General features: G+C 73.0%; 20 protein-coding genes. 5 read left to right on the top strand and 15 right to left on the bottom strand.

The window, feature by feature from the left end:
- Nucleotides 1–3 precede the first annotated feature (3 nt).
- Nucleotides 4–1,011: a LacI family DNA-binding transcriptional regulator gene (locus H8838_RS17185; RefSeq protein WP_224766222.1), complete on the bottom strand. Its 1,008-nt coding sequence runs from the start codon at nt 1,009–1,011 to the stop codon at nt 4–6.
- Nucleotides 1,012–1,166: 155 nt separating this feature from the next.
- Between H8838_RS17185 and radA the strand changes: the two genes are divergently transcribed.
- Nucleotides 1,167–2,591, top strand: coding sequence for a DNA repair protein RadA (radA, locus tag H8838_RS17190; protein ID WP_181311865.1), 1,425 nt, complete (start codon nt 1,167–1,169; stop codon nt 2,589–2,591).
- A 58-nt stretch (nt 2,592–2,649) separates the two neighbouring features.
- On the top strand, nt 2,650–3,732 hold the full coding sequence (gene disA / locus H8838_RS17195) for a DNA integrity scanning diadenylate cyclase DisA (RefSeq protein ID WP_373562891.1): 1,083 nt from the start codon (nt 2,650–2,652) through the stop codon (nt 3,730–3,732).
- A 9-nt stretch (nt 3,733–3,741) separates the two neighbouring features.
- On the opposite strand, the gene H8838_RS17200 is transcribed toward disA, so the two are convergent.
- Nucleotides 3,742–4,590, bottom strand: a complete 849-nt coding sequence (locus tag H8838_RS17200) for a hypothetical protein (RefSeq protein WP_185994509.1) — start codon at nt 4,588–4,590, stop codon at nt 3,742–3,744.
- 83 nt (nt 4,591–4,673) lie between these two features.
- Here H8838_RS17200 and H8838_RS17205 point away from each other — a divergent pair, with 83 nt between their 5' ends.
- Nucleotides 4,674–5,546 (top strand): A/G-specific adenine glycosylase, encoded by an 873-nt coding sequence (locus H8838_RS17205; protein ID WP_185994508.1) that lies wholly within the window; start codon nt 4,674–4,676, stop codon nt 5,544–5,546.
- Between the two features lie 181 nt (nt 5,547–5,727).
- Here H8838_RS17205 and H8838_RS17210 read toward each other — a convergent pair whose 3' ends face one another.
- The 10 genes from H8838_RS17210 to H8838_RS17255 form a co-directional block, all read right to left on the bottom strand.
- Entirely contained in the window at nt 5,728–8,298 is a 2,571-nt protein-coding gene (locus tag H8838_RS17210; protein WP_185994507.1) for an ATP-dependent Clp protease ATP-binding subunit, read from the bottom strand.
- 193 nt (nt 8,299–8,491) lie between these two features.
- A complete protein-coding gene (locus H8838_RS17215; protein WP_181311869.1) occupies nt 8,492–8,824 on the bottom strand; it encodes a histone-like nucleoid-structuring protein Lsr2 in 333 nt (110 codons plus the stop codon).
- 137 nt (nt 8,825–8,961) lie between these two features.
- Entirely contained in the window at nt 8,962–9,735 is a 774-nt protein-coding gene (locus tag H8838_RS17220) for a type III pantothenate kinase (RefSeq protein ID WP_181312100.1), read from the bottom strand.
- A 2-nt stretch (nt 9,736–9,737) separates the two neighbouring features.
- Nucleotides 9,738–10,685, bottom strand: coding sequence for a carboxylating nicotinate-nucleotide diphosphorylase (nadC, locus tag H8838_RS17225; RefSeq protein ID WP_181311870.1), 948 nt, complete (start codon nt 10,683–10,685; stop codon nt 9,738–9,740).
- Entirely contained in the window at nt 10,682–12,421 is a 1,740-nt protein-coding gene (locus H8838_RS17230) for an L-aspartate oxidase (protein ID WP_181311871.1), read from the bottom strand. The genes nadC and H8838_RS17230 overlap by 4 nt, the downstream gene beginning before the upstream one ends.
- 5 nt (nt 12,422–12,426) lie before the next feature.
- Nucleotides 12,427–12,843, bottom strand: coding sequence for an aspartate 1-decarboxylase (gene panD / locus H8838_RS17235; RefSeq protein ID WP_181311872.1), 417 nt, complete (start codon nt 12,841–12,843; stop codon nt 12,427–12,429).
- Nucleotides 12,843–13,811: a pantoate--beta-alanine ligase gene (gene panC / locus H8838_RS17240; RefSeq protein WP_185994506.1), complete on the bottom strand. Its 969-nt coding sequence runs from the start codon at nt 13,809–13,811 to the stop codon at nt 12,843–12,845. Before panC ends, panD begins: the two co-directional genes overlap by 1 nt.
- Nucleotides 13,808–14,746: a Rossmann-like and DUF2520 domain-containing protein gene (locus tag H8838_RS17245; RefSeq protein WP_185994505.1), complete on the bottom strand. Its 939-nt coding sequence runs from the start codon at nt 14,744–14,746 to the stop codon at nt 13,808–13,810. The genes panC and H8838_RS17245 overlap by 4 nt, the downstream gene beginning before the upstream one ends.
- Nucleotides 14,747–14,931: 185 nt before the next feature.
- Nucleotides 14,932–15,867, bottom strand: a complete 936-nt coding sequence (locus H8838_RS17250) for a glycosyltransferase family protein (protein ID WP_185994504.1) — start codon at nt 15,865–15,867, stop codon at nt 14,932–14,934.
- Nucleotides 15,864–16,991, bottom strand: coding sequence for a sulfotransferase family protein (locus tag H8838_RS17255; RefSeq protein WP_224766223.1), 1,128 nt, complete (start codon nt 16,989–16,991; stop codon nt 15,864–15,866). The genes H8838_RS17250 and H8838_RS17255 overlap by 4 nt, the downstream gene beginning before the upstream one ends.
- 89 nt (nt 16,992–17,080) lie before the next feature.
- Here H8838_RS17255 and H8838_RS17260 point away from each other — a divergent pair, with 89 nt between their 5' ends.
- Together H8838_RS17260 and H8838_RS17265 are read left to right on the top strand one after the other, a co-directional pair.
- Nucleotides 17,081–18,223: a glycosyltransferase family 2 protein gene (locus H8838_RS17260; protein WP_185994503.1), complete on the top strand. Its 1,143-nt coding sequence runs from the start codon at nt 17,081–17,083 to the stop codon at nt 18,221–18,223.
- Complete coding sequence (locus H8838_RS17265; RefSeq protein ID WP_185994502.1) at nt 18,220–19,263, top strand: phosphatase PAP2 family protein; 1,044 nt, start codon at nt 18,220–18,222, stop codon at nt 19,261–19,263. Before H8838_RS17260 ends, H8838_RS17265 begins: the two co-directional genes overlap by 4 nt.
- Here the strand turns inward: H8838_RS17265 and H8838_RS17270 are convergent.
- Genes H8838_RS17270 through H8838_RS17280 form a run of 3 tightly spaced genes read right to left on the bottom strand, consistent with a single transcriptional unit; the run spans nt 19,260 to nt 21,624 of the window.
- Nucleotides 19,260–20,225 (bottom strand): ABC transporter substrate-binding protein, encoded by a 966-nt coding sequence (locus tag H8838_RS17270; RefSeq protein WP_185994501.1) that lies wholly within the window; start codon nt 20,223–20,225, stop codon nt 19,260–19,262. The genes H8838_RS17265 and H8838_RS17270 overlap by 4 nt on opposite strands.
- Nucleotides 20,222–20,947 carry an ABC transporter permease gene (locus H8838_RS17275; protein WP_185994500.1) on the bottom strand — a complete coding sequence of 242 codons (726 nt, stop codon included), beginning with the start codon at nt 20,945–20,947 and terminating at the stop codon, nt 20,222–20,224. Before H8838_RS17275 ends, H8838_RS17270 begins: the two co-directional genes overlap by 4 nt.
- Nucleotides 20,944–21,624: an ABC transporter permease gene (locus tag H8838_RS17280; protein WP_224766224.1), complete on the bottom strand. Its 681-nt coding sequence runs from the start codon at nt 21,622–21,624 to the stop codon at nt 20,944–20,946. The genes H8838_RS17275 and H8838_RS17280 overlap by 4 nt, the downstream gene beginning before the upstream one ends.
- Nucleotide 21,625 lies beyond the last annotated feature (1 nt).

Here is a 21,625-nt window from a genome sequence, read left to right on the forward strand (position 1 = left end):
CCCTCAGCTGGACCCGCGGACGGCCAGGGTGGGGGCGAGCAGCACCCCGGTGCCCGCCTGCGGCGGGGTGGCCAGCACCCGCTCGAGGGCCCGCACCAGCTCGACCGCGACCTCCTCGAGCGGCTGACGCACCGAGGTGAGCCCGCCGCCGGGCAGCACCTGGGCGACCTGGGAGTCGTCAAAGCCGACCACGGCCAGGTCGCGCCCGGGCACCAGCCCGCGCTCGGCCATCAGGTGGAGCACTCCCGTGGCCAGCGTGTCGGAGGCGCAGACGAAGGCCGTCGGCGCGGCCTCGTCCAGCAGCACCGCCGCGGCCTCCCGGCCGCTCGCCACGGTGTCCTCGACCCGGGAGGCCAGCCCGGCGGTGGGCAGCCCGCGCTCGCGCATCGCCCGCACCCACCCGGCACGCCGGTCCTCCCCGATGAAGGAGTCCTTGCGCCACCCGATCCACGCCACCCGGGTGTGCCCGCGCTCGAGCAGGTGCTCGGTGGCCAGGGCGGTGCCCGCGGCGCCGTCGACGTCCACCCAGGCGTGCGTGGCCCCCGGGTCCCCCCAGGGCCGGCCGAAGGCGACGAACGGCGCCCGCCGGGTGCTGAGGAACGCCGCCTGGGGCGCGCCCAGGTAGGTGTCGGTGACGATGAAGGCGTCCACCGCCGTCGAGCGCAGCAGGTCGTCGTAGGCCTGGAGCGGCTCGGTGTCGTCGTCGGAGAAGAGCAGCACGTGGTAGCCCGCGACCGCCGCGGTGGCGACCAGCGTGTGCACGAACCGGTCCATCAGCGCGTTCGCGGTGCCCTCCTGCGCCGGGGCGAACCGCAGCCCGACCAGGTGGGAGGTGCGGGTGCGCAGGCTGCGCGCCGCCCGGTTGGGCGAGTAGCCCAGCTCCTGGATCACCCCCTGGACCCGCAGCAGGGTCTCGGGGCGCAGCAGGTGGGGGCTGTTCACCGCGTTGGAGACGGTCTGGCGTGAGACGCCCGCCCGCTGGGCCACGTCCGCGAGCGTGGGTGGGTTCACCGCCACCGCCGCACCTCCCCCTGCAGCGCGGGCGCGGACGCCACGCGCACGTTCCGTTCGCACTTGATCGTTCCAAGTCAGCATAGGCGTCGGCGCCAGCCCGTGGCACGACCGGTCCCGCCGGCCTGTCGGTGCCATGGCCTAGCGTCTGGGCCATGAGCAGACAGCCCCGGACCCGCACCGCCTACCGGTGCTCCGAGTGCGGCTGGGAGACCAGCAAGTGGGTCGGCCGGTGCGGCGAGTGCCAGGCGTGGGGCTCCGTCGCCGAAGCGGCCGCCGCTGCCCCCGTCGGCCGCACACAGGCCAGCGCCGTCACCACCGCAGCCGTGCCGATCGGGCAGGTCTCGGTCGAGGAGTCGGCCTTCCGCTCCAGCGGGGTGCCCGAGCTCGACCGGGTGCTGGGCGGAGGGCTGGTGCCGGGCGCCGCCATCCTGCTGGCCGGCGAGCCCGGAGTCGGCAAGTCGACACTGCTGCTGGAGGTCGCCGCTCAGACCGCCCGGTACCGGCACCGCACCCTCTACATCACCGGCGAGGAGTCGGCCTCCCAGGTGCGGCTGCGCGCCGACCGCACCGGCGCGGTGCACGACGAGCTCTACCTGGCCGCCGAGACCGACCTCGGCGCCGTGCTCAGCCACATCGAGCAGGTCAAGCCGACCCTGCTGGTGGTCGACTCGATCCAGACCATCGGCGCCCCCGGGGTCGACGGCGTCCCGGGCGGGGTGACCCAGGTCAAGGAGGTCGCCGCCGCCCTGGTCCGGGTGGCCAAGACCCGCAACATCACCACCGTGATCGTCGGGCACGTCACCAAGGACGGGTCGATCGCCGGCCCGCGCGTGCTCGAGCACGTCGTCGACGTGGTGCTCCACTTCGAGGGCGACCGCAACTCGCGCTTCCGGATGGTCCGGGCGATGAAGAACCGGTTCGGCCCGGTCGACGAGGTCGGCTGCTTCGACCTCTCCTCCGAGGGCATCCGCGCGGTGGCCGACCCCACCGGGCTCTTCGTCGAGCACCACTCCACCACCGTGCCCGGCACCTGCGTGGCGGTCACCATGGAGGGTCGCCGGCCGCTGCTGGCCGAGGTGCAGGCGCTGGTCGCGCCCACCCCTGCCGAGCGGCCGCGGCGCACCACCTCGGGCGTCGACTCCTCCCGGGTCTCCATGGTGCTCGCGGTGCTCCAGCAGCACTGCCAGATCCGGTTGCACAACATGGACGTCTTCGTCTCCACCGTCGGGGGCGCGCGGATCCACGAGCCCGCCAGCGACCTGGCGATCGCGGTCGCGCTGGCCGGCGCAACCTTCGGCATCGCCGCCCCCACGGGGGTGGTGGCGATGGGCGAGATCGGACTGGCCGGCGAGCTGCGCCGGGTCCGCGACCTGCCCCAGCGCCTCGCCGAGGCGGCCCGGCTGGGCTTCAAGGTCGCCGTCGTGCCCAGCGAGCGGGGCCGCCCCCGAGGCCCCCGCTCGCCCGAATCCTGGACCGTCGACGGGATGCAGGTGCTCGACGTCGGCGACGTCGCCTCCGCCCTGGGGCTGCTGAGGCTCACCAGGACCCGCGCGACGCCCCTGCGTCCCATAGACTGACGCCCGGAGCGCTGCACGATCACGACGTACGGCGGTCACGTCTGGGAGGAGTAGCGCCGTGGTCGGCATCGAGCGCACCGACGAGAGCCTGCGCCTGCGTGCCACCCTGGCCAGCATCGCGCCGGGCACCAACCTGCGCGACGGGCTGGAGCGGATCCTCCGCGGCCGCACCGGTGCCCTGATCGTGCTGGGCCACGACAAGCTCGTCGACTCGATCTCCAGCGGTGGCTTCACCCTCGACGTCCCGTTCACCGCCACCGGCCTGCGCGAGCTCGCCAAGATGGACGGCGCGATCATCGTCGACAAGGACGTCTCCAAGATCCACCGGGCCGCGGTCCACCTGATGCCCGACCACACGATCTACTCCGAGGAGACCGGCACCCGGCACCGCACCGCCGACCGGGTCGCCCGGCAGACCGGCTTCCCGGTCATCTCGGTCTCCCAGTCGATGCAGATCATCGCCGTCTACGTCGGCGAGACCCGCTACGTCCTGGAGGACTCGGGGCAGATCCTCTCCCGGGCCAACCAGGCCCTGGCCACGCTGGAGCGCTACAAGCTCCGGCTCGACGAGGTCTCCTCCACCCTCTCCGCCCTGGAGATCGAGGACCTGGTCACCGTGCGCGACGTCGCCGTGGTGGCCCAGCGGCTGGAGATGGTGACCCGGATCGCCCGGGAGATCGAGGACTACGTGCTCGAGCTCGGCACCGACGGCCGGCTCCTCTCCCTCCAGCTCGAGGAGCTGGTCACCGGGGTCGACGCCGACCGCGAGCTGGTCATCCGCGACTACCTGCCCAGCGGCAAGACCGCCTCGCCCGAGGCCCTGCTCGACGACCTCGGCCTGCTCTCCCCCACCGAGCTGGTCGACCCGGCGGCGGTGGCCAAGGCGCTGACCCTGACCACCGGGGACCACCTGGACGGCGCGGTCGCGCCTCGCGGCTACCGGCTGCTCGCCAAGGTCCCCCGGCTGCCCAGCCCGGTGGTCGACCGGCTGGTCGACCACTTCGGCGGGCTCCAGCAGCTGCTGTCGGCCGGCATCGACGACCTGCAGGCCGTCGACGGCGTGGGCGAGCTGCGGGCCCGCAGCGTGCGCGAGGGGCTCTCCCGGCTGGCCGAGTCCAGCATCCTCGAGCGCTACGTCTGAGCGCGGCCCTCAGGGCCGCAGGGTCGGCTCCACCGCGCCCGAGGGCTCTGCGGAGGGCGCAGGCGCAGGGTCGGCCTGACCGCCCGAGCGCTGCTGGTTCTTCTTCTTGTTCTTGTTCTTCTTGTTCTTGCTCTTCGGCTCCGGCTCCGGCTCCGGGGCGCGGGTGGCGGTGACCGAGGCCGCCGTCCGCTCGAACTGCACCTCGGTCGGCTCGCCCTCGAAGGCGGCCGCCTTCACGTGGTAGAAGCCGGGCATCGCCCAGTCGGTCAGCCGCGAGCATGCCTCGTCGGAGCGCCGGCCGCTCCAGACGAAGGGCACCGAGGTGTCGGTCTCGGCGTACAGCACGACGTCCTGGGTCGGCACGGCGCGCGGGCAGTGACTGCTGAACCAGTAGTCGTCGCTGCCGGAGCTGATCTTGATCGTCACCGTGCGCGGGGAGACCTCCCAGGTGCACGCGGGGGTGGAGCGGGTCCGCAGGGTCAGGGCCATGTCGACCTGGCCGTCGGTGCGCGGGGCGCCCACCACGGGGGTGACCACGACGTCGTCGTTGGCGCACACCCCCGTCGGCTCGGGCAACGGCGGCGGCTCGGGGGTCGGCTCCGGGGTCGGCTCCGGGGTGGGCTCAGCCTCGGGGGCGGCAGCAGCCTCGTCCTCGGCCTGCTCCTCGGCGCCCTGGGGCGCCACCTGGGCACCGGTCTGCGTCGCCTGGGCCTCGGGCTCCACCTCGCCGTCCCCGCCGGAGCCCAGCACCCGGGCGGTCCCGAAGACCACCACGAAGACCACGGCGAGCAGGACCAGGCGGCGGAACCAGTACACCCGAGCGGGCAGGGGCCCCTTGGGCGACGACCACGCAGACATGGCCGCACGGTATCGCCGAAGCCGCGCCCCAGCGGTGGTGCCACACCGAGGGAGCACGAACCGTCCTCACTAGGCTGTGGGGCATGGACGCGGACGCCCTGCACGCCCGGGTGCTCGCCTGGTACGACGAGCACGCCCGGGACCTGCCGTGGCGGCGGCCGGAGGCGTCCGCCTGGTCCGTGCTGGTCTCGGAGCTGATGCTCCAGCAGACGCCGGTGAGCCGGGTACTGCCCGTGCACGCCGTCTGGCTGGAGCGCTGGCCTACCCCGGCCGCCCTGGCCGCCGAGCCCGCCGGGGAGGCGGTGCGTGCCTGGGGACGCCTGGGCTACCCCCGCCGGGCCCTGCGGCTGCACGCGGCCGCCACCGCGATCGTGTCCCGGCACGACGGCGAGGTGCCGGACGACCCCGAGGAGCTCCGCGCCCTGCCGGGCGTCGGGGACTACACCGCCGCCGCCGTGGCCGCCTTCGCCTTCGGCCGGCGGATCGCGGTGCTCGACACCAACGTGCGACGCGTCCACCACCGGGTCCTCCGGGCGGTCGAGGTGCCGCCCGACAGCCTCCGGGTGCACGAACGCCGCGAGGCCGAGGCCCTGCTGCCCGCGGACGCCGCCGAGGCCGCCACCTGGTCGGTGGCGGTGATGGAGCTGGGCGCCCTGGTCTGCACGGCCCGGACGCCGGCGTGCGAGCGCTGCCCGGTCGCCGACCTGTGCGCCTGGCGCGCGGCCGGCTATCCGGCGTACGACGGACCGCCGCGGCGTGGCCAGGCCTGGGAGGGGACCGACCGGCAGTGCCGGGGGCGGATCATGGCGCTGCTGCGCGACTCCCCCGGACCGGTGCACACGACCCGGATCGACTCGGTCTGGCCGGACCCCGCCCAGCGCGAGCGCTGCCTGGCCGGACTGGTGCACGACGGTCTCGCGGTGCCCGCCGGCCCCTCGGCGTACGCGCTCCCCTGAGGCGCCGTCACTCTGGCCCCACGAACCCCCGCCTGACCGGGGAACCCGTGGGTTTGTGCCCGTTGTATCCCGCGCCAAGTCTCAGGATCCCCGCACAGGCGGGGGTTCATGGGAAACCGGCCACAAAAACAGCACGGCGCCCCGGCCACCAGAGGTGACCGGGGCGCCGGGGCTGCTTGTCTCAGTCCTCCGCGCGGGGGACGTCGACGGGGCCGGAGGTGTCGTCCGGGCCCTCGCTGGGAGCGCCCTCGGGGACGGTCTCCAGCGGCGGCATGTCCGGCAGCTTGTTGACCTTCTGGCCGTGGAAGGTGAAGGTGGCCGACGGCCCCTCGCCCTCCACGTCGACCAGCACGATCTGACCGGGGCCGATCTCGCCGAACAGCATCTTCTCGGCGAGGGTGTCCTCGATCTCGCGCTGCACGGTCCGGCGCAACGGTCGGGCGCCCAGCACCGGGTCGAAGCCCCGGGTCGCGAGCAGGTTCTTCGCGGCCTGGGTCAGCTCCAGCGCCATGTCGCGGTCGCGGAGACGCTTCTCCACGGCCTCGACCATGTTGTCGACCATCGAGACGATCTGGTCCTGCGACAGCGGCGGGAACACGATGATCTCGTCGACACGGTTGAGGAACTCGGGGCGGAAGTGCTGCTTGAGCTCGTCCGAGACCTTGGCCTTCATCCGGTCGTAGGAGCCCGCCGTGTCGCCGACCTGGGAGAACCCGAGGTTGACCGACTTGGCGATGTCCCGGGTGCCGAGGTTGGTGGTCATGATGATGACGGTGTTCTTGAAGTCGACCACCCGACCCTGGGAGTCGGTCAGGCGTCCCTCCTCCAGGATCTGGAGCAGCGAGTTGAAGATGTCCGGGTGCGCCTTCTCGACCTCGTCGAACAGCACCACCGAGAACGGCTTGCGCCGCACCTTCTCCGTGAGCTGGCCACCCTCCTCGTACCCGACGTAGCCGGGCGGGGAGCCGAAGAGCCGAGAGACGGTGTGCTTCTCGCTGAACTCGCTCATGTCGAGCTGGATCAGCGAGTCCTCGTCGCCGAAGAGGAAGTCGGCGAGCGTCTTGGACAGCCAGGTCTTGCCGACGCCCGAGGGGCCGGCGAAGATGAACGACCCACCCGGACGCTTCGGGTCCTTGAGGCCGGCACGGGTACGACGGATCGCCCGGGAGAGCGCCTTGACGGCCTCCTCCTGGCCGATGACCCGCTTGTGCAGCTCTTCCTCCATGTTGAGCAAGCGGGTGGACTCCGCCTCGGAGAGCTTGACGATCGGGATGCCGGTCGCCACGGCGAGCACCTCGGCGATGAGCTCCTCGTCGACCTCGGCGATCTCGTCCATGTCACCGGCGCGCCACTGCTTCTCGCGCTCGGACTTCTTCGCGGTGAGCTGCTTCTCCTCGTCGCGCAGGCGGGCTGCGGCCTCGAAGTCCTGCCCGTCGATCGCCGCCTCCTTGCGCTCGCGCACCTCGGCGATCTGGTCGTCGAAGGCCCGCAGGTCCGGCGGCGCGGTCATCCGGCGGATGCGCAGGCGCGAGCCGGCCTCGTCGATCAGGTCGATCGCCTTGTCCGGCAGGAACCGGTCGGAGATGTACCGGTCGGCCAGGGTGGCCGCGGAGACCAGCGCCTCGTCGGTGATGGTCACCCGGTGGTGCGCCTCGTAGCGGTCGCGCAGCCCCTTGAGCATCTCGATGGTGTGCGCGATCGACGGCTCCGCGACCTGGATCGGCTGAAAGCGGCGCTCGAGCGCGGCGTCCTTCTCCAGGTACTTGCGGTACTCGTCGAGCGTGGTCGCGCCGATCGTCTGCAGCTCACCGCGGGCCAGCATCGGCTTGAGGATGCTGGCGGCATCGATCGCGCCCTCGGCGGCTCCGGCACCCACCAGGGTGTGGATCTCGTCGATGAACAGCACGATGTCGCCGCGGGTGCGGATCTCCTTGAGCACCTTCTTCAGGCGCTCCTCGAAGTCACCGCGGTAGCGGCTGCCCGCGACCAGGGCACCCAGGTCGAGGGTGTAGATCTGCTTGTCCTTGAGCGTCTCGGGCACGTTGCCCTTGACGATGTCCTGGGCCAGGCCCTCGACGATCGTGGTCTTGCCGACGCCGGGCTCACCGATCAGCACGGGGTTGTTCTTCGTGCGTCGGGAGAGGATCTGCATGACCCGCTCGATCTCCTGCTCGCGCCCGATCACCGGGTCGAGCTTGCCCTCGCGGGCCGCCTGGGTCAGGTTGCGGCCGAACTGGTCGAGGACCAGCGAGGAGGACGGAGCCTCGGCGCCACTGGCCCCGGGGCTGGCGGCGGCACCGGCCGCCTCCTTGCCCTGGAAGCCCGAGAGCAGCTGGATGACCTGCTGGCGCACCCGGTTGAGGTCGGCGCCGAGCTTCTGCAGCACCTGGGCGGCGACGCCCTCGCCCTCGCGGATGAGGCCGAGCAGGATGTGCTCGGTGCCGATGTAGGAGTGCCCCAGCTGCAGCGCCTCGCGCAGCGACAGCTCCAGCACCTTCTTGGCGCGCGGGGTGAAGGGGATGTGACCGGACGGCGCCTGCTGGCCCTGGCCGATGATCTCCTCGACCTGGGCGCGCACCGCCTCCAGCGAGATGTCCAGCGACTCCAGCGCCTTCGCGGCGACACCCTCGCCTTCGTGGATGAGCCCGAGCAGGATGTGCTCGGTCCCGATGTAGTTGTGGGAGAGCATGCGGGCCTCTTCCTGGGCCAGCACGACAACTCGCCGGGCTCGGTCGGTGAACCGCTCGAACATGTGCGCCTCGATTCTCAGCAGTGTGCACAGGTGGTACGTGATGACCGCTCCCCCGATGAAGACCGACCACGGCCGGGCGCAGCAGAAGCGCGGACACTCGTTCCAACTCTCCCCACAGCCTACGTGTTCCCGGTGGGGAGACCCGGGCGGTCCGCTGACAGCGAACAGACAGCGAACAGCCCGGGCCCTTCGATCAGTGCGCGGCGTCGTAGGCCTGGCGCACCTCGGCGGGGACCCGGCCCCGCTCGGAGAGCTCGTAGCCGTTCTCCCGCGCCCACGCGCGGACGTCCGCGGCGCTGGGGCCCGACGTCGTGGCCGAGGCGGTACGACGACCGCCACGGCGGTTGCCACCCGAGGCCTTGCGGGCGTGACCGACATATCCGCTGAGCGCCTCGCGCAGCGCTGCCGCATTCTCGTCGTTGAGGTCGATCTCGTAGGAGGTGCCGTCCAGTGCGAAGCTGACGGTCTCGGTCGCCTCGCTGCCGTCGAGATCGTCGACGAGCACGATGTTCACTTTCTGCGCCACGTGCGTATTCCTTTGTCCGGGGGGGATTCAAGCAATTACCTGAGACTTTGCCACAGGTTATTTACCCGCGACAATTCCTTCGGAACTTTTTACCCTATCCCGGAGATCGGGGACCCAATCCCCTCCCCAGGCTGCGATCAGCAGTTGCGCTCGTGCACCATGCGCAGCCCGTGCAGCGTCAGCCAGGGCGCGTGCGCGGTGAAGCACCCGCATTCCGCCAGCACCAGCGGCGCCAGGTGTCCCGTGGCGACCACGCGGACCTCCTCGGGGCGGACGCCGAGCTCGGCCACCATCCGCGCGACCATGCCCTCCACCTGGGCGGCCACGCCGAAGACCATCCCGGACTGCAGCGCCTCGACGGTGTTCTTCGCGATCACCGAGCGCGGCCGCTTGAGCTCGACCCGGCGCAGCTGGGCTCCGCGGCGTCCCAGCGCCTCGGCGGATATCTCGATCCCCGGCGCGATGGCGCCGCCCACGAACGCGCCGTCGGAATTCACCACGTCGAACGTCGTCGCGGTGCCGAAATCGACCACGACCGCCGGAGCCCCGTATGTCCGGGCCGCCGCGAGCGCATTGACGATGCGATCGGCTCCGACCTCGCGGGGATTGTCCATCAGCACCGGGATTCCGGTGCGCACGCCCGGCTCGACGATCACCGACGCGAGCGAGGAGAAATGCGTGGCGATCATTTCCCGCCATTCCGCGAGTACCGCCGGCACCGTGGCGCAGACTGCCACGCCGCTCAACGCCGCGCCGTGCTCGGTGTCGGCCAGCAGGCCGCGCACCAGCACCGACCACTCGTCGGCGGTCCGCCGCTCGTCGGTGGCGACCCGCCAGGAGGCGACCACCTCCTCGCCGACCATCAACCCCAGCACGGTGTCGCTGTTGCCGATGTCGACCGCGAGCAGCACGGTCACGTCAGGTCCATGCCCAGGTCGAAGACGGTGACCGAGTGGGTCAGCGCCCCGACCGAGATGTAGTCGACCCCGGTGGCGGCGACCTCGCGGGCACGGTCCAGGGTCAGCCCGCCCGAGGCCTCCAGCTCGACCCGACGGCCGTCGGCCCGCTCGTCGCGCAGCCGCACCGCCTCGGTCATCGTGGCGGCGTCCATGTTGTCGAGCAGGATCCGGTCGCAGCCGGCATCCAGCAGCGCCACCAGCTCGTCCAGGTCGGTGACCTCGACCTCCACCGGCAGCCCCGGGAAGGCGGACCGGACGGCCTCGAGCGCGGGGACGACGCCCCCGGCCGCGACCACGTGGTTGTCCTTGACCATCGCCATGTCGACCAGGCTGAACCGGTGGTTGACCCCGCCGCCGCAGCGCACGGCGTACTTCTGCAGCGCGCGCCAGCCGGGCAGTGTCTTGCGGGTGTCCAGCACCCGGGCGGCGGTGCCCTCCAGCGCTTCGACCCAGCGCGAGGTCGCGGTGGCCACCCCCGAGAGGTGGCTGGCGAAGTTCAGCGCCGTCCGCTCCGCGGTCAGCAGACCGCGAACCGGTCCGCTCACCGTCATCACCCGGTCCCCCGCGGCGACCCGCGTCCCGTCGGGCAGCCGGTCGGTGACGCGCACCTCGTCGCCCATCACCACCGCGAAGACCGCCTCCGCCAGACCGAGACCGGCGACCACGCCGGGCTCCCGGGCGTTGAACCCGGCCGTGCCCTGCTGCTCGGCGGGGATGGTGGCCACGCTGGTGGCGTCCAGGCCGCCGTCGGGCAGGTCCTCGGCCAGCGCTCCCAGGATCATCGCGAGCACCGCGTCGGGCTCCAGGCCGGCGGCCGTCAGCTCGTCCGCCAGGCGGGCCGGCAGCGTGCCCGGGAACCGGCTCCCGGACGAGGCGGACTGCGAGGGCTGGGTGACGGTCATGCGGGACTCCCGGTGGGCTGAAGGGGATCGGGGGCGGCGATCAGGTCGCCGGGGTCGGTGGACGGCGACGGGGTCCAGCGCGCGTGCACCACCCCGTCCTCCAGCCACGCGTCGACGTGACCGGCCACCCGCGGGTCGCGGTCGGGGTGGTCCTCGCGCCAGTGCGAGCCGCGGGTCTCGGTACGCAGCAGGGCGGCCTGGGCCAGGGCGGCGCTCACGGTGAGCAGGTTCGTGGTCTCCCAGGCGTCCACGCCCGGCGCGGGCGTGCCGTCTGACCCGCCCTGGTGGTCCCCGGCCAGCGACCCCAGCCGGTCCAGCGTCTCGCGCAGCCCGCGGTCGGAGCGGAGGACGCCCACGTGCCGGGTCATCTGCGCCTGCAGCTCACGGCGTACCGACCCGGGCACCAGCCAGGCCTCGCCAGCCGGCTCCTGGTTGGCCGGCTCCTGGGCCGCCCGCAGCTCGCCGGGCAGCACCGCGGCGATCCGGCGGGAGAAGACCAGTCCCTCCAGCAGCGAGTTGGAGGCCAGCCGGTTGGCGCCGTGCACGCCCGAGCAGGCGACCTCCCCGGTGGCGTAGAGGCCGGGCACCGAGGTCCGGCCGTCGAGGTCGGTGGCCACCCCGCCGGAGGCGTAGTGCTGGGCCGGCGCGACCGGGATCAGGTCGGTCGCCGGGTCGACGCCGTGCGCGCGACAGGTGGCCAGGATCGTGGGGAAGCGCCGCTCCCAGAACTCCGCGCCCAGGTGCCGGGCGTCCAGCATGAGGTGCGGACGGTCGGTCTCGAGCATCCGCCGGGTGATCGCCTTGGCCACCACGTCGCGCGGGGCCAGGTCGGCGAGCTCGTGCACGCCGGCCATCACCCGGCGGCCCTCCCAGTCGACCAGGAAGGCGCCCTCGCCGCGGACGGCCTCGGAGATCAGCGGCTGCTGACCCGAGGAGTCGGGGCCCAGGTACATCACGGTGGGGTGGAACTGGACGAACTCCAGGTCGCGGACCACCGCGCCGGCGCGCATGGCCAGCGCCGTCCCGTCGCCGGTGGCGACCGCGGGGTTGGTGGAGGAGGAGAAGACCTGTCCCAGGCCGCCGCTGGCCAGCACCACCGCGGGAGCGTGCACGGCGCCCACGCCGTCCCGCTGCCCCTCGCCCAGCACGTGCAGGGTCAGCCCGGCCACGCCTCCGTCGCCGGCCAGCAGGAGGTCGACGGCGAGGGCGTGCTGGATGACCTCGATCTGCGGGGCCCGCTCCACCGCGGCGATCAGCGCCCGCTGGATCTCCGCGCCGGTGGCGTCGCCGCCCGCGTGCGCGATCCGGTCGCGCAGGTGCCCGCCCTCCCGGGTCAGGCTCAGCTCGCCGTCGGGGTGGAGGTCGAAGCGGGTGCCCAGGGCGATCAGCTCGTGCACCGCGGCCGGCCCCTCGGTGACCAGCGTGCGGACGGCCTCGACGTCGCAGGCGCCGGCGCCCGCCACCAGGGTGTCGTGCTCGTGCTGGGCGGGGGTGTCCCCCGGCCCCAGGGCGGCGGCGATGCCGCCCTGGGCCCACTGGGTCGACCCGGCGTGCAGCACGTCCTTGGTCACCACCAGGACCTTCAGTCCGGGGGCCGCCGCGTCGATGCGCAGCGCGGCGGTCAGCCCGGCGATGCCCGAGCCGACCACGACCACGTCCGCGCGGGTGGTCCACCCCGGCGCGGGCGCGGCCAGCCGGGACGGGACGCGCAGCCGGGCTCCTCGGCTCCCTGTCACCTGGGTCAGCGGCCGATCAGGTCGCCGCGCTTGAGCGAGGGGTCGCCGAAGGTCTCGGCCGGGTCGAAGCCGGTGGCGAGGATCTTGTTCTCGCCGTCGACGAAGACCACGGAGGGCTGGAACTCCTTGGCCTCGGCGGTCTCCATCTGGCCGTAGCCGATCAGGATGACCAGGTCGCCGGGGTGCACCAGGCGGGCGGCGGCACCGTTGATGCCGATGATGCCGGAGCCACGCTCGCCGGCGATCGTGTAGGTCTCCAGCCGGGCACCGTTGTCGATGTCGACGATGTGCACCAGTTCTCCGGCGAGCAGGTCGGCGGCGTCGAGCAGGTCCTCGTCGACCGTGACCGAGCCCACGTAGTGCAGGTCCGCCTGGGTGACGGTGGCGCGGTGGATCTTGCTCTTCATCATCGTGCGAAGCATCAGAGGTCTCCTCTTCGGGTGCTGCTGGGGGTGCTGCTGGGGGTGGTGCGGGGTTCTCGGCGGGGGCCGAGGGTCAGGGGCATGTTGTCGATCAGCCGGGTGCTGCCCACGCGCGCGGCGATCAGGATCCGGGCCGGCGTCCCCTCGGGCAGGGGCGCGGGAGGGCCGGGCAGGGGGGCGAGCTCGGGGGTACGCAGCTCGAGGTAGTCCAGGTCGACGCCGTGCGAGCGCCGCAGCTCGGCGCGGGCCGCCTCGATCGCCACGTCGGGCCCCCAGTCGGCCGCCTCGCGGGCGGCGCTGAGCACCCGGTGCAGGGCGGTGGCCTGCTGCCGCTGCTCGGGGTCGAGGTAGCGGTTGCGGCTGCTCCGGGCGAGGCCGTCCGCCTCACGGACGGTCTCGGCCCCGACCACCTCGACACCCAGGCAGAGGTTCGTGGCCATCTGCCGGATCAGCACGAGCTGCTGGTAGTCCTTCTCCCCGAAGACCGCCACGTCGGGCCGGACCAGGCCGAAGAGCTTGGCCACCACCGTGAGCACGCCGCGGAAGTGGGTCGGCCGGACCCGGCCCTCGAGCTCGAGCGCCAGCGGGCCGGGGTCGACGGTGATCTGCTCGTCGGTGTGGCCCGCCCGCACCCCACCGGGATAGACCTCCTCGGGGCTGGGCGCGAAGACCACGTCCGCGCCGTTCTCGGTGCAGACCTCCACGTCGGCGTCCAGCGTGCGGGGGTAGCGGTCCAGGTCCTCGGTCGGGGCGAACTGGAGCGGGTTGACGAAGATGCTCACCACCACGCGGCCCTGCCGACCGACCCGCCGGCGCGCCTCGCGCACCAGGCTGGCGTGCCCCTCGTGCAGCGCGCCCATCGTGGGCACGTAGCCGACCAGGCCGTCGCCGCCGCGCTGGGCGGCCAGGGCGGAGAGCGCCTCGGAGAGCTCCTCGCGACTGCGCGCGAGGAGGGGGGACCCGGTCATCTCGTCGGGCCGCCCTCGTCGCCGGCGGGCTCCGCCGTGGCGGCCGGGCCGGGCACGACCGCCCGGGTGGCGCCGTCCAGCAGCGCGATGATCCGGGCCGCCCGGATGGGCAGCACCCGCCCGTCGGTCACGACGCGGCCGAGCGTGGCGCGGGCCAGCGCGACGTACGACGCCACGGACTGCGGCGCATGCGCCTGCAGGTCGGCCAGGTGCGCCTCGACCGTCTGCACGTCCCCGCGCACGATCGGGCCGGTCAGGGCCGCGTCGCCGGCGGCCAGCGCGTTGTCCAGGGCCGCGGTCAGCAACGGCCGCAGGATGGCCGAGGGGTCGTCGGCTCCGGAGGCGGCGAGCACCTCGCGGGCCTCGGCGACCAGGGTGACCAGGTGGTTGGCGCCGTGCGCGAGCCCGGCGTGGTAGAGCGTGCGGCGCTCCTCCTCGACCCAGACGGGGCGTCCGCCGAGGTCTGCGACCAGCCGCTCGGCGACCGCGCGCTCATCGGCGCCGACGGTCACGCCGAAGACGCAGCCGCTGAGCCGCGGCAGGTCGATCGCGGTGCCGGTGAAGGTCATCGCCGGGTGGATCGCCAGGGGGCGGGCGCCCACGGCGGTGGCCGCAGCCAGGACGGCGAGCCCGTGCCGGCCGGAGGTGTGCGCGACGATCTGGCCCTCGCGCAGCGAGCCGCTGGCGGCGAGCATGGAGACGACGTTGCCGAGCATGTCGTCGGGCACCGTGAGCAGCAGCAGGTCGCAGGCACGTGCCACGGCGCTCGGCTTGGCGATCGGCACCCCGGGAAGGAGCTGCTCGATCCGTCGGCGCGAGGCGTCGGACTCCCCCGCGGCGGCCACGACGAGGTGGCCGGCATCGCGCAGGGCTGACGAGAGGACGGCGCCGACGCGACCGGCGCCGACCACGCCCACCCGAAGGGTGGTGGTCATGGGTAAACCTCTCGTTTCAGTCCCTCCGACCACCTCGGTGCCGAAGCACCGAGACCGGGACGGGTACCAGACGATGTGGCTCGTGTGTTGGTGTGCGACCTGAGCCTACGTCGGCGTGTCACAGGTGGGAACCGGGCGCCGTGTGACGTGGGCCACGTGGGTCCGCGAGAGGGGCGCAGGCAGGCTCAGCCGGCGGCGTGCGCCGGGTCGTCCACCACGAACGGACGCGGCGCGCGCGGCAGCCAGTCGTGGGTCACGTGGTCGATCACGTGCACTCCCTCGGGGGCGACGATCTCCACCACGCCCTCGGGCACCGTGCCCTCCTGCAGGGCGTTCCAGACCGTCCACTCCCGGCGCTTGCGCCGGTTGCGCAGGCTGGTGGCGAACGACTGCGGGTCGGTCCAGTGGGCGAACTCGTCGCCGTCGAGCCACTTCAGCTCCACGCACAGGCCCTGGGGCAGGGCGAACATCTCGAACCGCTCCGGCGTGGTGCGGATCTCCCACTCGGGAGCCTTGGAGTAGACGAAGTCCGGGCTCATCGGGAAGCCCCACTCCTCGATGTTGCGCAGGCCCAGGTCGAGGAACGCGCGGCGGTCGGACTCGACGTACAGGCCGTGGCGCGGGAAACGGATGACCGCGTCCGTGGTGCCGACCTGCCAGGAGAGGTCACCCATCGAGACCTCGCCCTCGGTGGTCAGCACCATGTCGCCGTCCCACTTCCAGCTGTAGCGGGTGCGCACGTGCGAGAAGCACCAGTTGTAGAAGTACGCCAGCGAGTGGACCGAGCGTTCGTGCACCGCCAGGTGCTCCGCGCCGGCGCGGGCCACGTCGAAGGGGTAGGAGCGCACGGTCAGCTTCTCCGACCGGCCGGCGGCCTCGGCGACCCGGACCGCCTCGTCCGCGGTGCCGTCGGTGGAGTTGTTGTCGACCAGCAGCACGTGGTCGACGGCGCGCAGCAGCGGCGGCAGCACGAACCTCAGCCCCGGGGCCTCGTTCTTGACCCGGAGCACGGCGGTGGCGCCGCGCGCCAGCCCGCCGGGCCGCCGCCAGGGCCAGGTGATGTCGAACTCGGTGTGCCCCTCGAGATTGATGAGGCCCTCACCCTGCCCGATGGGGATCATTCGGAGGCCCGCTCGCGTCCCAGCGCCTTGCGCACGCCCCGGCGCACCGACGGCGGGATCTTGGCGCGCACCTCGTGCGGCACCAGGTCGGTCAGCGCGGGCCTGCCGGCCGGGCCGGCGGCCTCCGCGTCCTGCCGGGCCTGGTCGATGCGGGCCGCGACCACCGACGACTTGGAGATCGCCTCGGACTCCTCATAGAGGGCGGTGTAGGCCTCCCGGAGCTGGTCGAGGGTGGCGTGCGCCTGCGGCGTGTCCCCGCCCTCGTCGGCGAGCTTGTTGAGCTCCGCCCAGGTCTCGGAGACCAGCTCGTGCAGCCGGGGCGGCAGCGACAGGTCGTCGAGGGTCAGGCTGACCCGGCGCAGGCTCGGGTCGATGAACCGGTGCACCTCGCGGATCTGGTCGCTGCGGGTGTGGATCACCGACTGCACGTCGAGCTTGTGGCCCAGCGCCATGGTCGTCCTGACCCAGTCGCTGAGCAGGTCCTCGTAGCGGACGAAGGCGCGGCCGCCGCCGACCGTCGACCCGCTGAGGGACTCCCGCGTGGCCTTCTCGGTGTGCAGCAGCATGTTGAGCCAGCTCGCGGCCAGGTGCGCGGAGCCGAGCTTGTTGGCGTAGTACTTCTGCTTGCTGCCGACCACCTCGGCCGGCGGGCGGAGCATGGTGGCGAAGACCGGGGTGGCGCCGGTGCGGATCGCCGCGACCCGCCACAGGCCGAGGAACCAGCTGAGCCGCGGGTCCTTGACGACCAGCTCGGGGTGCTCGGCGAAGTGGCCCTCCAGCCAGTCCGAGACCCGGATGCGGGCGGGCTCGCGGCTGGCGATCCGGCCGGTCTCGAACCACGCCGAGGGGCGCGAGTCGCTCACCTGGACGCCGGCCTCGCGCAGCCACTGGTCGTGCACCTCGACCGCCCAGGCGGGCTCGCCGAACCCCTTGGGGTTGCTGGCGTCGGCCTGCACCTCGGGCTTGGGCACGTGCATGCCCAGCAGGCTGAGGATGCCGGCGAGCGTGCTGGTGCCGCTGCGTCCGGCCCCGGCCACGAAGAGGACCTTGCGTGGCACTCCGTCGGTGTTCATCTCGTCGGGCGCACGCCCGGGGACGCCGCCGACAGCTCCTGCTCCAGTCACGGTCGGTGAGCCTATCCGAGGTCCCGACGTACGCGCGGGGGCACCGGGAGACGCTCCGGGTCGCGCCCTGCTGCTCTAGGCTCGTCCCCATGAAGTGGTCCCTGCTCCGCCGGCGCGGACGCTCGCCCGAGGTGGGGGTCGTGGTGCCGGCGTACGGCGTCGAGCAGTGGCTGCCCGAGGCACTGGACAGCCTGATCGCCCAGCAGCACACGACCTGGCGGGCCGTGGTGGTCGACGACGGCTCGCCGGACCGCTGCGGCGAGATCGCCGAGGAGTACGCCGCGCGCGACTCCCGGATCACCGTCCTGCACACCCCCAACGGCGGGCTGGGCGCGGCCCGCAACGCCGGTACCGCCGCGCTGGACTGCGACTACCTCGCCTTCCTGGACTCCGACGACGTGCTGCCGGCGAACGCCCTGGCCGACCTGGTGGGGTCGCTGGAGGAGAGCGGCTCGGACTTCGCCACCGGCTCCGTGCTGCGCTGGGAGGCGCCCCCGCCCGACGGCGCCGGGCTGCACGAGCCGCCGTGGATGCGCCGGCTGCACACCCCGGGCCGGACCCGGGCGCGGGTCGGAGAGCACCCGGAGATCCTCGGCGACGTCTTCGCCTGGAACAAGCTCTTCCGGCGCTCCTTCTGGGACGCCCAGCAGCTCTCCTGGCCCGAGCAGGTCCACTACGAGGACCAGCCGGCCACCACCCGCGCCTACCTGGCCGGCACGTTCGACGTGCTCCAGGCGCCGGTCTACCACTGGCGCATCCGCACCGACGGCAGCTCGATCACCCAGCAGAGGCGCGAGGTCTCCGACCTGGTCGACCGGTGGGCGACCAAGCAGATGGCGCTCGAGTCCGTGCTCGCGCACGGCGACCCGGCAGTGACCCGGGTCTTCGTCGACCGGGTGCTGCCGGGCGACCTGTGGCGCTACTTCCTGGTCATCCCCGGCTGCTCGGACGCCTGGTGGGAGCTGCTGCGCGAGGGCATCGGCCAGCTGTGGGGCGAACGCTCGCTGGTGCACTCCGGGCTCCCCCCGGTTCACCGGTCCTGCGGCTACCTGGTCGAGCGCAACCGGCGAGCGGACGCGGAGGCCCTGATCACCTGGTTCACCTCGCTGACCGGTCCGCCGCCCCGCACCTACGACGGTCTGCGGCTGGCCATCCCCGGTGACGTGGTCCGCGCGGCCAGCGTGCCCGACTCCGCGCTGGAGATCGCGCCGCACGAGCAGCCGCGCCCATGAGCCCACGCACCCAGTCCGCTCCGGCCCCCAGCGCGACCGGGACGGTCCCGCCGCCCGTGGTGGCCCCGCCCCGCTACGGCCCGACCAGCCGGAGAGCCCGGACGCTGGCCATGCTGGTCTTCCTCGCCGTGCTCGTCGCCTGGAGCGTGGTGCTCGCGCCGCCGCGCTCGACGTACCAGGTCTTCGGCTTCCTGTTCGCCGGCACCGTCGCCTGGCACATCCAGGCGCCCTGGCGTGACCACCTGGCCTTCCTCCGCGACTGGTCGCTGCCGCTGGTGCTGCTCACCGTCTACCTCTACAGCCGGGGCATCGCCGACGACCTCGGCTTCGCCACCGTGCACGTGACCGAGCCGATCGAGGCCGACCGCGCGCTCTTCGGCGGGACCCTGCCGACCGAGGCACTGCAGGGCTGGCTGTGCGGCGACCCGTGCCTGCGCACCACCCCGCCCGCCTGGTACGACGTCGGGTTCACCACCGTCTACTACACCCACTTCGTCGTGGCCCCGGTGATCGCGGCGGTGCTGTGGGTGCGCAACCGGGACGCGTGGGTCCCGTTCATGCGCCGCTACCTGAGCCTGAACATGCTGGCCCTGGTCATCTACATCACCTACCCGATGGCCCCGCCGTGGATGGCCGCGCTGGACGGCTACCTGACCCCGGACATCGCCCGGATCACCGCCCGCGGCTGGTTCGACCTGAGCCCGGCCAGCGGGCTGCACCACCAGATGTCGGTGGTGAGCAACAAGGTCGCCGCGATGCCCTCGCTGCACGCCGGCGTCGCCATCCTGGTCACGGCGTACGCGATGCTCCGGATGCGCCACGGGTCCCGGCTGGTCCGGACGCTGCGCTGGCTGCTGCCGCTCTACCCGCTGCTGATGTCGTTCACGCTGGTCTACTACGCCGAGCACTACGTGGTCGACGTGATCGCCGGGCTGCTGGCCGTGGTGGCGGTCCTGGTCGGCTGTCACCTGTGGGAGCGCCGCTACCCGGACGGGTGGCTGGCCGCCCGCCGGGCCCGGGATACGAAGGCCAGCGCCTAGGAGACCAGGCCCTGCTCCTGCAGCCACTCGCTCGCCACGTCCTCCGGCTTCTCCCGGTCGACGGTGACCCGCGCGATCAGGTCGCCGAGGGTCTCGTTGTCCAGCGCCCCCATCAGCCCCTCCAGCCGGTCCTGCACGTCGGGGTTGGCGTCGAGGAACTCGGTGGAGACCGCCGGCACCAGGTTCTGCGCGGGCTGGATGCCGCGGTCGTCCTCGAGCAGCACGAGGCCCTGGGACTCCAGCGTCCCGTCCAGGGTGCCGCTCTGGCCGAGGTCGGCCTCGCCGTCGATCACCGCCTGGTAGGTCTGCGGGCTGCCGAAGCCGAGCGGGAGCAGCTCGGTGACGTCGATGCCGTAGGTCTCCGCCAGGCCCTTCTCGCAGTCGTCGCGCCCCTCGCAGTCGGGGGCCGCGGCCAGCACGACCTTCTCGCCCTCCAGGTCCGAGAGGGCGGTGAGGTCCTCGGCCTCGGCGCGCTCGGTGGTGACGAAGTACGCGTTCTGGGAGGTCGCCTCGGAGGGCTCCAGCAGGGTGATCCCCGCGTCGTCCAGCAGCGGCTGGGCGGCGTCGATCGACTCGGCGGCGTCGTTGGTGGTGATCGGCTCGGCGTCGGCGCCGTCGGCGCTGGTGTTGAGGTAGTCGGAGATGCCCGCCACGTACTCCGGGACGACGTCGACCTCGCCGGGGAACTCCTCCATGTAGACCGCCCGGGAGCCGACCAGCTTGGTGGTCACGTCGTACCCGGCGTCCTCGAGCACCTCGGCGTACATGGCGGTGACCAGGGCGGCCTCGCCGAAGTTCTGGCTGGCCAGGGTCACGCTGCCCTGGCTCCCGCCACCCTCGTCGTTCCCGGCCTCGTCCGAGGACAGGTCGTCGCCGGCGCAGGCGCCGGCCAGCACGGCCAGGGAGAGGACGGCCGCCGAGGCGAGCAGTCGGCGGGGGCTGCGGGTGCGCGGAGCGGTCATCGTTCTCTCCCGGGGTTGACGCTGAGGGGGTCTGGTCGGCGGTCGGTGGGCCGGCTGAGGCGTTGTACCCGCGCGGCGACGATCTCCAACACCAGCGCGACCACCGCCACCACCACGGCGCCGGCGAGCCCCTGGCCGTAGTCGTTGCGGTAGAAGCCGTCGGTGATCACCCGGCCCAGCCCCGGGCCGGCGACCAGGGCGGCGATGGTGGCGGTCGCCCAGACCTGGACCAGCGCCAGCCGGACCCCGCCGAGCACCAGCGGCAGCGCCAGCGGGAGCTCGGCGCGCCAGAACCGCTGCCGCCCCGTCATCCCCATCCCCCGGGCCGCCTCCTTCACGTCGGCGGGCACCTCGGTCATCGCCACGTAGGCGTTGGTGATCAGCGGGGGCAGCGCGAAGAGCGTGAGCGCGATCAGGGTGGCCAGGCCGGCCCGGCCGTAGGGCCCCAGGGTGTCGCTGCCCGGCCAGTCGGCGGCGACCAGGATCGCCAGCAGCGCGAAGGTGGGCACCGCCCGACCCACGGCCGAGACGTTGATCGCCACGAACCCGCCGCGGCCCAGGTGGCCGAGCCAGAGCGCCAGCGGCAGGCCGAGGGCCACCGCGACCGCCAGCGCCGTCCCGGTGAGCAGCAGCTGCTGCCAGAGCAGGTCGAGCATCGCGCCGGGCCCCAGCCAGCTGTCGGGGTCGCGAAGATAGGCCCAGGTGTCGGCGAGCACGTTCATGCGCGCACCCAGGGGGTCAGCAGCCGCTGGACCAGCACGAGCAGGGCGTCCAGCGCGAAGGCCAGCAGCACGCAGAGCACCGAGGCGGTGAGCACCTGCGCGCGGAAGGACTCCTCGACCCCGGTGACCAGCAGGTTGCCCAGGCCGCCGTAGGAGACCAGCGCCCCGACCGTGGTCAGCGCCACCGTGGAGACCGTGGCCACCCGGATCCCGGCCATCAGCACGGGCAGCGCGAGCGGCAGCTCGACCCGGAGCAGCCGCCGGCCCGGTGAGTAGCCCATCCCGGTGGCCGACTCCCGGACGTCGTCGGGAACGGCGCGCAGGCCGTCGAGGATCGCCCGGACCAGGATGGTCAGGGCGTAGAGCGCGAGCCCGATCACCACCGTGGTCGCGCTCAGCCCGGTGAACGGCAGCAGCAACGGGAACAGGGCCAGCGAGGGGATCGTGTAGATCCCGGTGGTCACACCCAGCACGCCCGCCTCCACGCGGGGCACCCGGCGTGCGAGCAGCGCCAGCGGGACGGCGAGCAGCAGGCCGAGCAGCACCGCGCTCACGGTCAGGGCCAGGTGCTGGGCGGTGGCGTCGAGGATCTCCTCGCGCCGGTCGACGACGTACTCGGGACACCACCAGTCGTTGCGCAGCCTGCTGTAGCAGGAAGGCTCGGCCAGTAGGGTCACG

The organism is Nocardioides campestrisoli (genome assembly GCF_013624435.2).
Classification (GTDB): domain Bacteria; phylum Actinomycetota; class Actinomycetes; order Propionibacteriales; family Nocardioidaceae; genus Nocardioides; species Nocardioides campestrisoli.